Below are 14,349 nucleotides of genomic sequence, written 5' to 3' on the forward strand. Positions count from 1 at the left end.
GATAGAAGTCCCGGCATGACTTCCAGGGCAGACTCATTTGACGTCATCGTCATCGGCGGCGGCCATGCCGGCTGCGAGGCCGCGAGCGCTTCTGCCCGGATGGGCGCAAAGACCGCCTTGGTGACCCATCGTTTCGCGACGATCGGCGCGATGTCGTGCAATCCCGCCATCGGCGGGCTCGGCAAGGGCCATCTGGTCCGCGAAGTCGATGCACTCGACGGTTTGATGGGCCGGGTTGCCGATGCCGGTGGCATCCAGTTTCGCATGCTCAATCGTCGAAAGGGTCCGGCGGTTCGGGGCCCCCGGGCCCAGGCCGACCGCAAGCTCTATGCGGCCGCGATGCAGGCCGCGATCGCCGAGACCGCGAACCTCAGCGTCATCGAAGGCGAAGCGGATGGACTGATCGTCGTCGACGGTCGCGTGACCGGCATTCGTCTGGGCGATGGCTGCCGGCTATCGGCGGGGGCGGTTGTCATCACGACCGGGACCTTCCTGCGCGGTCTGATCCATCTCGGCGAGAAGAACTGGCCGGCGGGCCGGGTCGGCGAGGCGCCGGCCATGGGCCTGTCGGCTTCCTTTGAACGGGCAGGGTTTGTGCTCGGCCGGCTCAAGACCGGAACGCCGCCGCGCCTCGACGGCACCACGATCGACTGGTCCGCGGTCGAAATGCAGCCCGGAGACGAGCCTCCGGAGCCGTTTTCGGTCATGACTGACCGGATTACGACCCCGCAGATCCAGTGCGGCATCACCCGGACCACGCCGGCGACCCACGAGGTGATCCGGGCCAATGTGCATCGCTCGCCGATGTATTCCGGCCAGATCAAGAGCTCCGGACCGCGCTATTGCCCCTCGATCGAGGACAAGATCGTCCGCTTCGGCGACCGCGACGGTCATCAGATCTTCCTGGAGCCGGAAGGGCTCGACGACACCACGGTCTATCCGAACGGCATCTCGACCTCGCTGCCGGAAGAGGTCCAGCTTGCGATCCTCGCCAGCATCCCGGGCCTCGAGCGGGTCAAGATGGTCCGGCCGGGCTATGCGATCGAATACGACCACGTCGACCCGCGCGAGCTCGATCCGACCCTGCAGACCAAGCGTCTGCGCGGGCTTTTCCTGGCCGGCCAGATCAATGGCACCACGGGCTATGAGGAGGCCGCGGGGCAGGGTGTTGTCGCCGGACTCAATGCCGCGCTCGCTGCCGGCAGTGCAGATCCGATCGTGTTCGACCGCGCCGACGGCTATCTCGGCGTGATGATCGACGATCTCGTGACCCGCGGGATCACCGAGCCGTATCGCATGTTCACTTCGCGCGCCGAATATCGGCTGACGCTGCGTGCTGACAATGCCGACCAGCGCCTGACCGACAAGGGCATTGCGCTCGGATGCGTCGGAACGGCGCGCGCCGAGCGCCATCGGACCAAGATGGCGGCGCTGGAGGCGGCCAAGCGGCTGGCGAAATCGCTCGCGATTACGCCGAATGAGGCCGCCAAGCACGGGCTCGCGCTCAATCGCGACGGCCACCGCCGGTCGGCCTTCGAGTTGCTGGCTTACCCCGAGATCGAGTGGCCCGCGGTCCGGGCCATCTGGCCGGAGCTGTCGGCCATTGACCCTGCGATCGCGGTGCATCTCGAGATCGATGCCAAATACGATGTCTATCTGAAGCGCCAGACCGCCGATGTCGATGCCTTCCGGCGTGACGAGGGTCTGGTTCTGACCGACGTCGACTATGCCGATGTTCCCGGTCTTTCGAACGAAGCGCGCGTCAAGCTGCAGAAGGCGCAGCCGCGGACGGTCGGGCAGGCGGGCCGGATCGACGGCATGACGCCGGCGGCATTGGGTATCCTGGCGGCCTATCTGCGGCGCGAGGCGCGACGGAAGACTGCGAAGGCCTCTGCCTGACGTTTCACGTGAAACGGCGGCGGCCCTCGTCATTGCGAGGAGCGGAAGCGACGAAGCAATCCATCGCTTCCTCACGCGGCACTACGGATTGCTTCGCTTCGCTCGCAACGACGAGCTCGACCGGCATTCCAGAGAATGGCTTCAATTTCGCAATCCGCCGAACTCAGTGTCTCCGTCAAGGACAAGGCCGCGGCGCTCGCGCTGACGCCTGTTTCACGTGAAACAGAGGCACGGCTCGACCGCTACGTCGCCCTCCTCCTGGCGTGGCAGGCCAAGACCAATCTCGTCGCGCCATCGACGCTGCCGACCCTCTGGACCCGCCACGTCTCCGATTCGCTGCAGCTCCTGAGTCTGGCGCCGACGGCGAAGTCGTGGGTCGATCTCGGTAGCGGCGGCGGCTTCCCCGGCGTCGTGCTGGCCTGCGCACTGGCCGAAACTCCGGGCGCGTCGATTCATTTGGTTGAGCGAATCGCCAAGAAGGCGGCATTCTTGCGCGAGGCGATACGGGTGACGGGCTCGCCGGGGACGGTGCACCTGGCTGATATCGGGGATACTGTGGATAGAATCCCGGGGCCCATCGATTGCGTCACCGCGCGGGCGCTGGCTCCGTTACATCAACTCATCGGCTTTGCGGAGCCGTGGGTCAAAAAGGGCGCCAAGGCGCTGTTTTTGAAGGGTCAAGATGTAGAGGCTGAATTGACCGAGGCCACTAAATATTGGATTATTGAGCCAAAGCTACACTCCAGCCGGACCGGCGGACAGGGCTGGATCGTCGAACTCGGGTCAATCGAGCGGCGCTAGGGGACTCCGCGAGAGCAAATGGTATTTTGGTATGACTGTGATGGACGAGGTTTATCAAGAGGATAAGGCGTCCCAGCCGCCTGGCCATCCGCGCATCCTGTCGCTCGCCAACCAGAAGGGCGGCGTCGGCAAGACCACCACAGCGATCAATCTTGGGACCGCACTCGCTGCGATTGGCGAGCGCGTCCTGATCGTCGATCTCGATCCGCAGGGCAACGCCTCGACCGGCCTCGGCATCGATCGCCGCAACCGCAGCTGCTCGACCTACGACGTCCTGATCGGCGAAGCGCCGCTGCGCGATGCCGTGGTCGCGACCGCGGTGCCGCGGCTGCACATCGCGGCTTCCACCATGGACCTCTCCGGCCTCGAGCTCGAGCTCGGCACCACGCCGGGCCGCGCGTTCCGGCTGCGCGATGCGATCGCAGGATTGAACAACAATGTCTCGCCGGAAGCCGACTACACCTACGTGCTGATCGACTGCCCGCCCTCGCTCAATTTGCTCACGGTGAATGCGATGGCGGCGTCGGACGCGATCCTGGTGCCGCTGCAATGCGAGTTCTTTGCGCTCGAAGGTCTGTCGCAATTGCTGCAGACCGTGGAGCAGGTGCGCTCGACGCTCAATCCGAACCTGTCGATCCACGGCATCGTGCTGACCATGTTCGACTCGCGCAACAACCTCTCCAACCAGGTCGTTGCCGACGTGCGCCAGTTCATGGGCGACAAGGTCTACGACACCATGATCCCGCGCAACGTGCGTATCTCCGAGGCGCCGTCCTACGGCAAGCCGGTTCTGGTCTACGACCTCAAATGTGCCGGCAGCGATGCGTATCTCAAGCTCGCCACCGAAGTGATCCAGCGCGAGCGCGAGCTGCGCACGCATTGATGTTGCGTAGGATGGGTAGAGCGAAGCGAAACCCATCACTCTCATTGCGAGCCGCGATGGGTTTCGCTTCGCTCTACCCATCCTACGTTTCTTTTGAAATTCAAGTCTGGAGTACTGCGTGTGAATCCAAGGGAGCTCGCAACAATGGCCGATGAAGCGCGTTCGCGACTGGGGCGCGGGCTGGCAAGCCTGATCGGAGATGTCGGCGGCGAGGCGGCCGCGCATGTCGAGCGGCCGCGCAACCAGCGCAAGGTGCCGATCGAATTCCTCAAGGCCAACCCGCGTAACCCGCGGCGCACCTTCGCCGACACCGAGCTCGGCGAGCTTGCCGATTCGATCAGGCAGCGCGGCGTGATCCAGCCGATCGTGGTGCGTGCGATCAAGGGCGCGCAGGACCGCTACGAGATCATCGCCGGCGAGCGCCGCTGGCGCGCCTCGCAACTCGCCGGCCTGCACGAAGTGCCGATCGTGCCGGTCGAGGTCTCTGATTCCGACGCGCTCGAGATCATGATCATCGAGAACGTCCAGCGCGAAGACCTCAATGCGATGGAAGAGGCGCAGGGCTATCACGCGCTCGCCGACGAGTTCAAACGCAGCCAGGAAGACATCGCCAAGATCGTCGGCAAGAGCCGCAGCCATGTCGCCAACATGATGCGGCTGACCAAGCTGCCCGTCGAGGTGCAGGCGCTGATCTCGAAAGGCGATCTCTCCGCCGGCCACGCCCGCGCGCTGATCGGCGTGCCGGATCCGCTCGCTGCAGCGAAGCGCATCGTCGCCGAGGGTCTCAACGTTCGCCAGGCCGAGGCGCTGGCGCATGAGGAGGGCGTGCCGGAGCGCAAGCCGCAGAAGGCGCGCAGTGGCAGCGCGGCCAAGGTCGACAAGGATGCCGACACGCTGGCGCTCGAGAAACGCGTCAGCGATGCGCTCGGCCTTGCCGTTACCGTCAGCCATCGCGATCCCGGCGGCACCGTCCAGATCAGCTACCGCAACCTCGAGCAGCTCGACGAAGTGGTGCGGCGGCTGGAGGGCGGCTAGCGGTTTCGTCATTCCGGGCGCGCGTCAGCGCGAACCCGGAATCTCTTTTTCCACATCTCTGGATTCCGGGTTCATGCTTCGCATGCCCCGGAATGACTTCTTCAATTTACCCCCGCCGCTTCGCATTCGCCGCGATCGAGAGCAGCGCGCGCTGCGCGATGACGGCGGCGAGCGAGGCCTGCTTGCGCATGTCGAGTGCCGCGGTGGCGAGCTGATCGATCACGTTCACCAGCCGCGGCGGCGTGAAATTGCGCAGCGCGATCTCGACCGCGGGTTTGCGCGAGAAGTGCAGCCGCGGGAATCCGCCTTCGAGCACGGCTGACGCCGGCGTGCCGTCCGCGATCGCGAGCGCTGATTTGTGCAGCCATGCCGCCTGGCGCTGCGCGGCCGAGATGATCACGCCGGGATAGGTGCCGGCGACCATTGCCTTGGTGAACTCGCTTTCGACCAGCGCGGCGTTGCCGGCGAAGGCGCCGTCGACGATCGGGTCGAGCTTCAGCTCGGAGGCGTCGGACACCACGGTCATGACGTCCTCGAGCGTGATCTCGCCCTTGCCGTGCGCGAACAGCGCCAGCTTGCGCAGCTCGTTGCGCGAAGCCATGCGGTCGCCGCCGAGCAGCGACATCAGTACCGCGCGCGCATCCTGTGCGAGCCGCAGATTCGATGCGCGCAGCTCGTCCTCGATCAGCTTGGTGAGATCGCGCTCGGTGTCGGGATAACAGCCGATCGCCACCGCATTCTTGGCGCGCTCGCAGATCTTGCGCAGCGGCGATTCCGGCCTGAGCTCGCCGGCCTCGATCACGATGCGGCAATCCCTGAGCGCCGTGGTCTCGGTCAGCGTCTCGACGCCACTCGAGAAGTTGCGCGAGCCGGCGCGGACGCGGATGGCGCGGCGGCCGCCGAACAGCGGCACCGTCATGGCCTCGTCGACCAGCCGCGACGGCTCGGCGGCGAGCTCGTCGCCATCGAGCCGCACCAGCGAGAATGGATCGTTGGGATCGTCGACCGCGGAGGCCATCAGCGCGTCGGCACGCTCGCGCACCAGCCCGAGGTCCGGGCCGTACAGCAGGATGATCGGACGGCCGGCGTCAGGCCGGGCGAGGAAGCTGTCGATCTCTTTTCCGCGAAGCGCGACCATCTCGCCTTAAACTGTCATTCCGGGGCGCCTCGTCAGAGGCGAACCCGGAATCTCGATCCATCATCTCCAGATCCCGGGTTCGCGCCGGTGGCGCGCCCCGGAATGACCTCCCGCCTCAGGTTCCGGTGGAGAAGAAGGAGGCGAGGCGGGTCTGGATGTTGTCGGCGATCTCCTGCGCGGCGCGGTCCTCGGCGTCGCGGAAGGCGCGGGCGCGGGCGAAGCGCTGGTAGGAGCCGGGCATGTCATAGGACACGCGCGAGAACGTGGTGCCGGTCATCACAGACTTGTTCGACGCAATCTCGATCAGGTTGAACTGGGCGTCGATGGCGTAGTTCTCGCTGGTCGGCAGCGCAGTGGCCGGATCGATCATCAGCGAGGAGCGGCTGGTGTTGAAGCGCAGCACCAGCCGATGCGTCGGCGGCATGCCGGTGGCGGTGCCGTAGAGCTTGAAGGCGAGGGCGTTGCGGACCTCGACGCCAACCCGGGCCTCGCGCGAGGCGTTCGGCTTGTCGACCGGCGGAACCTCGACGCCCATCAGCTTTTCGCGCAGCGCGGACGACTGGCCGTCGAGGGTACGCTCGGCATACATCGGCTGGAAGCATCCGGCCGTCAGCGCGGCCAAGGCAGCCACGGCCACGAGCCGGGCGGCGATCCTGATCCTAGCCGACAACATTGACGATCCTCATGGGCACCACGATCACCTTGCGGACGGGTTTGCCGCCCAAGGCGGCTTTTACCGCATCGAGCGCCAAAACGGCAGCCTCTATATCCGCATTTTGGGCCGCCCGTGGCACGGTAACATCACCTCGTTTTTTACCGTTGACCTGGACAACCAGGGTCACGCTGTCTTCGACCAGCAAATCGCGCTCGATTTGCGGCCAATCGGCCTCGGAAACCAGCCCGGTCTGGCCCAGAACCACCCAGCACTCCTCGGCCAGATGCGGCATCATCGGCGAAAACAGCTGCACCAGGATGGTCGCCGCCTCCTTGACGGCCCAAGAAACTTCTGGAGCCAGGTCCGGCGCCGGCTTGTCGCCCTTTGCCAGCACCTCGGACAGCGCATTGGCGAACTCGCGGATATGGGCGAGACACACGTTGAAATGCAGCCGCTCGATCCCGGACGACACCTTGTCGAGCGCGCCATGGGCGGCCTTGCGCAGCGCCAGCGCCTCGGCTCCGAACGTGGCCGGCCGGGCCGCCGGCGCCGTCTTGGCAATCTCGGCCGATTCGTTCACCAGCCGCCACAGCCGCTGCACGAAGCGTGAGGCGCCCTGCACGCGCTCGTCGCTCCAGATCACGTCGCGGTCCGGCGGCGAGTCCGACAGCATGAACCAGCGCGCGACGTCGGCGCCGTAGCTCGCGATGATGTCGTCGGGGTCGACGGTGTTCTTCTTCGACTTCGACATCTTCTCGATCGGGCCGATCGCGACGTCCTCGCCGGTCGCCATCAGCACCGCGCGGCGGCCGTTGCCGCCAACCTCGATCTTCACCTCGGCCGGCGTGACCCAGCTGCCGTCGGCCTTCTGGTAGGTCTCGTGCACCACCATGCCCTGGGTGAACATGCCGGCGAACGGCTCGCTCATGTCGACGTGGCCGGTGGCCTTCATCGCGCGGGTGAAGAAGCGGCTGTAGAGCAGATGCAGGATCGCGTGCTCGACGCCGCCGATATACTGATCGACCGGCATCATCCGGTTGGCGACCGCAGGCGTGGTCGGCGCGGTCTCGTTCCACGGGTCGGTGAAGCGCGCGAAATACCAGGACGAGTCCACGAAGGTGTCCATCGTGTCGGTCTCGCGCACGGCCTTGGCCCCGCACTTCGGGCAGCTGACGTGCTTCCAGGTCGGGTGATGGTCGAGCGCGTTGCCCGGCTTGTCGAAGCTGACATCCTCCGGCAGCGTCACCGGCAGCTGGTCGTCGGGCACCGGCACCACGTCGCATTTCGGGCAGTGGATCACCGGGATCGGGCAGCCCCAGTAGCGCTGGCGCGAAATGCCCCAGTCGCGCAGGCGGAAATTCACCTGCCGCTCGCCGACCGGCGCATTACCGCGGACTTCGCTTTCCAGCCGCTTGGCGACCTCTTCCTTGGCCGCTTCGATCGTCATGCCGTCGAGGAAGCGCGAATTGATCATGCGGCCGTCGCCGTCATAGGCGACGTCGGTGATGACGAACGTCTTCGGGTCCTGGCCCTCGGGGCAGACCACCGGCACATTGCCGAGATTGTACTTGTTGACGAAGTCGAGGTCGCGCTGGTCGTGCGCCGGGCAGCCGAAGATCGCGCCGGTGCCGTATTCCATCAGCACGAAGTTCGCGACATAGACCGGCAGCTTCCAGCTCGGATCGAACGGATGCACCGCCTTGATGCCGGTGTCGAAACCCTGCTTTTCTGCGGTGTCGATGATCGACTGCGCGGTGCCGATCTTCTTGATGTCGGCGATGAACTCCGCGAGCTTCGGGTTCTTCGCGGCAGCCGCTACCGCCAGCGGATGATCCGCCGAGATCGCCATGAACTTGGCGCCGAACAGCGTGTCCGGCCGCGTGGTGAAGATCTTCAGCTCGCTCTCGCCGGCCGGCGTGGTCGCCGCATCCAGTGCAAAGCGGATCAACAGGCCCTCGGAGCGGCCGATCCAGTTGCGCTGCATCAGCCGCACCTTGTCGGGCCAGCGCTCGAGACCATCCAGCGCTTCCAGGAGCTCCTGCGAGTACTTCGTGATCTTGAAGACCCACTGGCTCATCTCGCGCTGCTCGACGACGGCGCCCGAGCGCCAGCCACGGCCGTCGATCACCTGCTCGTTGGCGAGCACGGTCATGTCGACCGGATCCCAGTTCAGCTTGCGCTTCTCGCGCTCGGCGAGGCCGGCGCGCAGCATGTCCAAAAACATCTTCTGCTGATGCTTGTAGTAGCTGGGGTCGCAGGTCGCGAACTCGCGCGACCAGTCGAGCGACAGCCCGATCGACCGCAGCTGCTTCTTCATCGCGGCGATGTTGTCGTAGGTCCAGGCCTTCGGCGCCACCTTGCGCTCGATCGCGGCATTCTCCGCCGGCAGGCCGAACGCGTCCCAGCCCATCGGGTGCAGCACGTTGTAGCCCCTGGCGCGCATGAAGCGGGCCAGCACGTCGCCGAGCGTGTAGTTGCGGACATGGCCGATATGGATGCGCCCCGACGGATAGGGGAACATCTCGAGCACGTAGTATTTCGGCCGCGGATCGTCGTTCTTGGAGGCGAAGATCGCCTTTTCGTCCCACAGGCGCTGCCAGCGGGGCTCGGATTCACGGGCGTTGTAGCGTTCGGCGGTCATGAAATCGCAGGGATTTTGGGTGGCTCTGGGTGATTTTCGGGCCCCGTCCGGGGACGGCGGACTAGGCCACAAAAGCGCCTGCGCGGTCAACGGCTTGGGGCCTCCAAACGTCCCATCCCCTCGCGCAGCCGCCCTGCCGCTGTCGCAGGGGGGCGCCGTCTGCAGCCTTCTCGACGTCCTGGCGAAGGCCTGGACCACAGAGCTTTGTCGAGGAAGGGATCGTGGCCCCAGCTTCGCGCAATAATAAACGGTGGGGGTAATGGGTCCTAGGCTTCGCCAGGACGACGCTGAATATGCGGCGTCGCCGATGGTCATGGTTCCGCGCTCATGGCGCGGCTCGATCACGCACGATCTCAACTCGCCAGCGCCATCCCGGCTTCGTCCAGCGTCTGCAGGAAGCCGTGCTCGATCACGGCATTCCTGCCGCGGCGCTTGGCGGCGTAGAGGGCGGCATCTGCAGCTTCGATCAGGTCGCCGGGGCGCTGGGTCTCGTTCGGTCTGGTCGTCGCGACGCCGACGCTGACGGTGACGACGCAATGGCTCGAGGACGCGTGCGGCACGGCGAGGCCGAGCACCGCGGTGCGCACGGTCTCGCCGATCGCGAGCGCATGCGCGGCGTCAGTGTTCGGCAGCAAGAGGCAGAATTCCTCGCCGCCATAGCGGCCGGCGAAGCCCATGGTGTCGGCGGCGATCCCCGACAGCACTTCGCCGATTCGGGTCAGGCAGGCATCGCCTTCGGGATGGCCGTAGGTGTCGTTGTAGAGCTTGAAGTGATCGACATCGATCATCATCAGCGACAGCTCGCATTCATATTGCTGCGCCCGCATCCACTCGAAGTCGAGCCGGCTCTGGAAGCCGCGGCGATTGGCAAGGCCGGACAGCGCATCGATCGAGGCCATCACGGTGAGACGATCGTTGGAGGCGACCAGCTCGCGCTCGCGCTGGCTGAGCTGCGCCGCCATCGCGTTGAAGGCACGCGCCAGCGGCACGAATTCCGCCGGCAGCTTGTGCTTGGCGACGCGCGCCGACCAGTCGCCCTCGCCGAACCGCCGCGCCATGCCGGTCATCAGCTCGATCGGATGGATGACGAGTCGCTCGGCGCCGACCAGGGCGCCCAACAAGACGAAAAGGCAGACAAATCCAAGCTGCAGATAGGCGGTGCGGATCTCGCGGTTGATCGCCGCGGTCACCTTGGCCTCGTCCATGCTCACGATCAGCCGGGACTGCGTGCCGGCGATGCGCGCGAAGCTCAGCGTGCGCTGTGCGCCGTCGGACGCGGTGAACGACACCGAGCCGGACGGCTCGTCATAGCTCAGCGCCTTCTCGGCGATCGCTGCCATCAGCGGGATGGTGTCGAGCGAGCGGCCGATCAGGCTCGCATGATCGGCGGGCGCGGCGATCACGACGCCGGTAGAGTCGACCAGCACGGCCGACATGCCGGGCTGGCCGCCGAGATTGGCCATGATCTGCGACAGCCAGTCGATATTGATGCCGGCGACCACGACGGCATCCTGCTCCGGATTGATCGCGGCCACCGGATACGCGGCCATCATCATCGGGCGGCCATTGGTCCTGCCGCGCAGATAGTCGCTGAACACGAAGTCGCGGTTGTCCTGCGCCTTCTTGAAATATTCGCGGTCGCCGACATTGAGGCCGACCTGGACGTTGAGGGTCGAGCACTGCACCAGCCCGTCCCTGGAGACGAACATGATGCTGCGGATCCAGGGCAGCACCGTCGGCAGGCTGGCGCGCAGCACCTCGCAGCTCTGCGCGATGCCGCCGGAGGCGCGGATATAGGCGGCGGATTTCAGCATGGTCTCGACCGAGGAGACCACCTCGCGCTGGGTTTCCGCGGCATGCGCGGTGAGGCTGGCATAGCCGGCCGCGGCCTGCGCGATCTGCTTGCTGCGGGAATCCTCCAGCGTGCGGACGCGGTCCAGCATCAGGGGCGCGACCAGCATCAGCGCAAGCAAGGCCAGCCGGGCACGAATTCCCAGAACCTTCTTGAGCCTGACCCGGTTGCGGTTGAAAGTGACGCCCGACATTCTATTCCCTTGCCCGTGCGCAAGTTAGAATGCAGGGCTTCAAAAAGCCTTTCCCGAATTTGGTAAAATTCGAGCCAACCCCCCGCACCTGTCAGAGAACGGCACAAGCATGACGCAAAGCCCGACCACGCCGTTACCGGCCGATTCACCACATGGCCTCGCCGCCGTCGAACGCGAGATCGCCCATGCCTGCAAGGAAGCGCGGCGCGACCGCATGTCGGTGACCTTGATCGCGGTGTCGAAGACGTTCGCGGCCGACGCAATTTTGCCGATTATCGGCGCCGGACAGCGCGTATTTGGCGAAAATCGCGTGCAGGAGGCCAAGGGCAAGTGGCCGGCGCTAACCCAGGCTCATCCGGGATTGCAGCTGCATCTGATCGGACCGTTGCAGTCGAACAAGGCCAAGGAGGCCGTCGCGCTGTTCGATGCGATCCATTCGGTCGATCGCGCCAGCATTTGCGAAGCGTTAGCCAAGGAAATCAAAAATCAAGGCAAGCACCCGGAACTGTTCGTCCAGATCAATACCGGCGAGGAGCCGCAGAAGGCCGGCGTGGCACCGCAGGACGCAGATACCTTCATCGCGGCATGCCGTGACACCTACGGCCTGCAGATATCAGGACTGATGTGCATCCCGCCGGTCGACCAGGCGCCGGCGCCGCACTTTGCGCTCTGCGCCAAGATCGCCGCGCGCAACGGGCTGACGAATCTCTCGATGGGCATGAGCGCGGACTTTGCCGTCGCGATCCAGATGGGGGCCACCCATGTGCGGGTGGGCTCGGCGATCTTCGGGACGCGGACGGTGCCGCATAACTGACTGTCGTCCCGCTGCTTTCGAAAGCAGGGACGACAGCGGTGTGTGTGGCGCGTGCGCGGCCTACACGAACCGCACCGACACTTTTCCGATCGCGCCAAAATCGGCGGCGAATTTATCGCCGGCGGTGATCGGCAGCGGGGGATGGCAGGTGCCTGTGGTGACGACTTCCTCTGCCCGCAAGGTCAGCCCGAGCGCGCGCAGCTCGTTGGCGCACCAGGCGAGCGCTGCGCAGGGATCGCCGAGCACGTTCTTGCCGTGGCCGATATAGCGCTCGCCGCGCAGCGTGATGACCGGGCGGTCCTCGACCAGGTCGATCGCGCGCCAGTCGGCCGAGGTTGCGGGTCCGAGCACGAACAGATGCGCGCAGGCATTGTCGGCGATCAGCTGCGCCTCGCCGGCGGCGACAAAATCGGCGAAACGCGAATCCGGAATCTCGATCGCCGGATGCAGCGTCCCGACGGCCTCCAGCACCTCCTGCACGCTGTACGGCGTCGTGCGCGGCGCGAGATCGCGCGCCATGCGGAAGGCGTATTCCGGCTCGCCGACGCGCATCTCGTTGCCCTGCATCGACGCGGTGCCGCCATCCGGTATCACCGTCTCGGCAAGGATGCGCCCGGCGAGCGGTCCGGCGACATTGATGTGCTTCTGGCCGGCCGCGCTGGTCGCCGCGATCTTCCAGCCGAACAGTTTTTTGCGCGACGTCTTTTCCAGTTCGGCCTGCACCGCATAGCCCTCGGCGCGATCGCGCGGCCGAATGGCGACATCGAGCGCTGCGAGCTTGGTGCCGGCGTGCCAGTGATCGTGCAGGACCTTCGAGGCGGCGGCGATCTTGTTGTTGTCGAGCATGCTGTTTCGCTCCCCGCGGGAATTATTTTCTGGTGTGCACGATCTCAGCACAAACGCGTCGCGTCTGTCGCGCGGGAAAAGCGATGTTCAGCCATTCGACAACTCTAGCCGATGATGATCCTGGTCTGCGGCGACATCCGCCGCAACAACCGCAGCATCGAGGCCTTCGTCATCGAGACGCAGCCCGCGGTCGGCGAGAAGTTCGGCCGCGCCAGATGCAGGAACACCGCGCTGCCGCGGCCGGCGACGCGCGGCGCGGCGTTGTGATCGATCTCGACAATGAAGTCGTAGAGATGATCCTCGCGGGTCAGGCGGTCGCCGCCCTGCTCGCGGTCGAGCCGGATCGGCTGGTTGTAGTGACGGTCGGCGGGGTCCTCGCACCAGGCGTCCTCGCGGCGGATCGGCCGGGTCGGCAGGAAAGTCGCCGGACGCTGGTGCCGGTCGGCGCGCCACCAGAGCTGGCGCGGATGGAAGACGCCGCGCGGCGTGCCGCCGTCGCCCTCGCGCTTGTTGGCGAGGATTCCGCCGCGTCCGAGCGCCACCGGCACGGTCCAGCCGTCAGCCGACAGCCAGCCCCGGCGCGGGTCGCCGGCGGCTGCTCGGACCTCGATGATGGAGAGCGGTCGATCACGTTTGGCTGTCATATAAGTGATTGAAATAGCTGACCTTCCCTTAAGAATCGTTCCAAACTGAGCTTGCCTTGGAGGTTCAGAACATCCTATTTCCCGGCATTACAGGACATTCACGTCCTGCCCCGCCGGATTTGAGGTAGACTGCGTTGCCTTGTGAATCGGTAACAATCGCCTACCTGAACACATATCTAGCCGATGTTACGGCCATAAGCGTCCTCTGCTTCTGACCGCCCGCCCCCGAAGGATTGTACCTATGGCCAATGCCCGCAAGATCTTGATCGTGGATGACGATACCGATCTGCGCGATACGCTGGTCGAGCAGCTGTCGCTGCACGAGGAATTCGAAGCCTCCGCAGTCGACACCGGCGCCAAGGGCGCCACTGCCGCCAAAGCCAATTCCCCCGATCTGGTCCTGATGGACGTCGGCCTGCCCGACACCGATGGCCGCGAAGTGGTCCGCTCGCTCCGCAAGGGCGGCTTCAAGGCTCCGATCATCATGCTGACCGGCCACGACACCGATTCCGATACGATCCTGGGGCTCGAATCCGGCGCCAACGACTATGTGGCGAAGCCATTTCGCTTCGCGGTGCTGCTGGCCCGGATCCGGGCGCAGCTCCGCCAGCACGAGGCCAGCGAGGACGCGGTGTTCTCGGTCGGTCCGTACTCGTTCCGGCCCGGCTCGAAGATGCTGACCGGCGCCAATGCCAGGAAGGTGCGGCTGACCGAGAAGGAAACCGCGATCCTCCGCTTCCTCTACCGCGCCGGCCAGATGCCGGTGTCGCGCGAGACGCTGCTCCAGGAAGTCTGGGGCTACAATTCCGGTGTCACCACCCACACGCTGGAAACCCACATCTACCGCCTCCGCCAGAAGATCGAGAAGGACGCCGCCAACCCGGAAATCCTGGTGACGGAAGCCGGTGGCTACAAGCTGGTGCCGTGATACGCTTTGCGCTCAACGAT

The 14,349-nt window shown here is 65.5% G+C and carries 12 protein-coding genes; 6 read left to right on the top strand and 6 right to left on the bottom strand.

The genetic code is table 11. The features are described from left to right. The first annotated feature begins 15 nt into the window (after positions 1–15). The 4 genes from mnmG (at position 16) to J2R76_RS27900 (ending at position 4,618) form a co-directional block, all read left to right on the top strand. Complete coding sequence (mnmG, locus tag J2R76_RS27885) at positions 16–1,899, top strand: tRNA uridine-5-carboxymethylaminomethyl(34) synthesis enzyme MnmG (RefSeq protein WP_076833675.1); 1,884 nt, start codon at positions 16–18, stop codon at positions 1,897–1,899. Positions 1,900–2,034: 135 nt separating this feature from the next. After that, entirely contained in the window at positions 2,035–2,700 is a 666-nt protein-coding gene (gene rsmG, locus J2R76_RS27890; RefSeq protein ID WP_194295419.1) for a 16S rRNA (guanine(527)-N(7))-methyltransferase RsmG, read from the top strand. A 31-nt stretch (positions 2,701–2,731) separates the two neighbouring features. Further along, entirely contained in the window at positions 2,732–3,583 is an 852-nt protein-coding gene (locus J2R76_RS27895; RefSeq protein WP_028335813.1) for a ParA family protein, read from the top strand. 144 nt (positions 3,584–3,727) lie between these two features. Next, positions 3,728–4,618 (top strand): ParB/RepB/Spo0J family partition protein, encoded by an 891-nt coding sequence (locus tag J2R76_RS27900; RefSeq protein WP_057020329.1) that lies wholly within the window; start codon positions 3,728–3,730, stop codon positions 4,616–4,618. Positions 4,619–4,724: 106 nt separating this feature from the next. Here J2R76_RS27900 and holA read toward each other — a convergent pair whose 3' ends face one another. The 4 genes from holA to J2R76_RS27920 all read right to left on the bottom strand — a co-directional run bounded on the left by holA (position 4,725) and on the right by J2R76_RS27920 (position 11,097). Beyond that, positions 4,725–5,756 carry a DNA polymerase III subunit delta gene (holA, locus tag J2R76_RS27905; RefSeq protein WP_057020328.1) on the bottom strand — a complete coding sequence of 344 codons (1,032 nt, stop codon included), beginning with the start codon at positions 5,754–5,756 and terminating at the stop codon, positions 4,725–4,727. 115 nt (positions 5,757–5,871) lie between these two features. Further along, positions 5,872–6,429, bottom strand: coding sequence for an LPS assembly lipoprotein LptE (gene lptE, locus J2R76_RS27910; RefSeq protein WP_076833672.1), 558 nt, complete (start codon positions 6,427–6,429; stop codon positions 5,872–5,874). Next, complete coding sequence (gene leuS, locus J2R76_RS27915) at positions 6,416–9,052, bottom strand: leucine--tRNA ligase (RefSeq protein ID WP_076833671.1); 2,637 nt, start codon at positions 9,050–9,052, stop codon at positions 6,416–6,418. The genes lptE and leuS overlap by 14 nt, the downstream gene beginning before the upstream one ends. 353 nt (positions 9,053–9,405) lie before the next feature. Continuing rightward, positions 9,406–11,097, bottom strand: coding sequence for a diguanylate cyclase domain-containing protein (locus J2R76_RS27920; RefSeq protein ID WP_076833669.1), 1,692 nt, complete (start codon positions 11,095–11,097; stop codon positions 9,406–9,408). Between the two features lie 109 nt (positions 11,098–11,206). On the opposite strand from J2R76_RS27920, the gene J2R76_RS27925 reads away from it, so the two are divergent. Beyond that, positions 11,207–11,911: a YggS family pyridoxal phosphate-dependent enzyme gene (locus J2R76_RS27925; protein ID WP_076833667.1), complete on the top strand. Its 705-nt coding sequence runs from the start codon at positions 11,207–11,209 to the stop codon at positions 11,909–11,911. Between the two features lie 60 nt (positions 11,912–11,971). On the opposite strand, the gene J2R76_RS27930 is transcribed toward J2R76_RS27925, so the two are convergent. Both J2R76_RS27930 and J2R76_RS27935 read right to left on the bottom strand, forming a co-directional pair. Then, positions 11,972–12,757, bottom strand: coding sequence for a 2-keto-4-pentenoate hydratase (locus J2R76_RS27930; protein ID WP_076833665.1), 786 nt, complete (start codon positions 12,755–12,757; stop codon positions 11,972–11,974). A gap of 104 nt (positions 12,758–12,861) precedes the next feature. Next, a complete protein-coding gene (locus J2R76_RS27935; RefSeq protein ID WP_076833664.1) occupies positions 12,862–13,401 on the bottom strand; it encodes a L,D-transpeptidase in 540 nt (179 codons plus the stop codon). A gap of 241 nt (positions 13,402–13,642) precedes the next feature. Between J2R76_RS27935 and J2R76_RS27940 the strand changes: the two genes are divergently transcribed. Next, on the top strand, positions 13,643–14,329 hold the full coding sequence (locus J2R76_RS27940; RefSeq protein WP_016841446.1) for a response regulator transcription factor: 687 nt from the start codon (positions 13,643–13,645) through the stop codon (positions 14,327–14,329). The last annotated feature ends 20 nt before the right edge of the window (positions 14,330–14,349 follow it).

It is taken from the genome of Bradyrhizobium sp. USDA 4532 (assembly GCF_024171315.1).
In the GTDB taxonomy this organism is placed as follows: Bacteria; Pseudomonadota; Alphaproteobacteria; order Rhizobiales; family Xanthobacteraceae; genus Bradyrhizobium; species Bradyrhizobium australafricanum.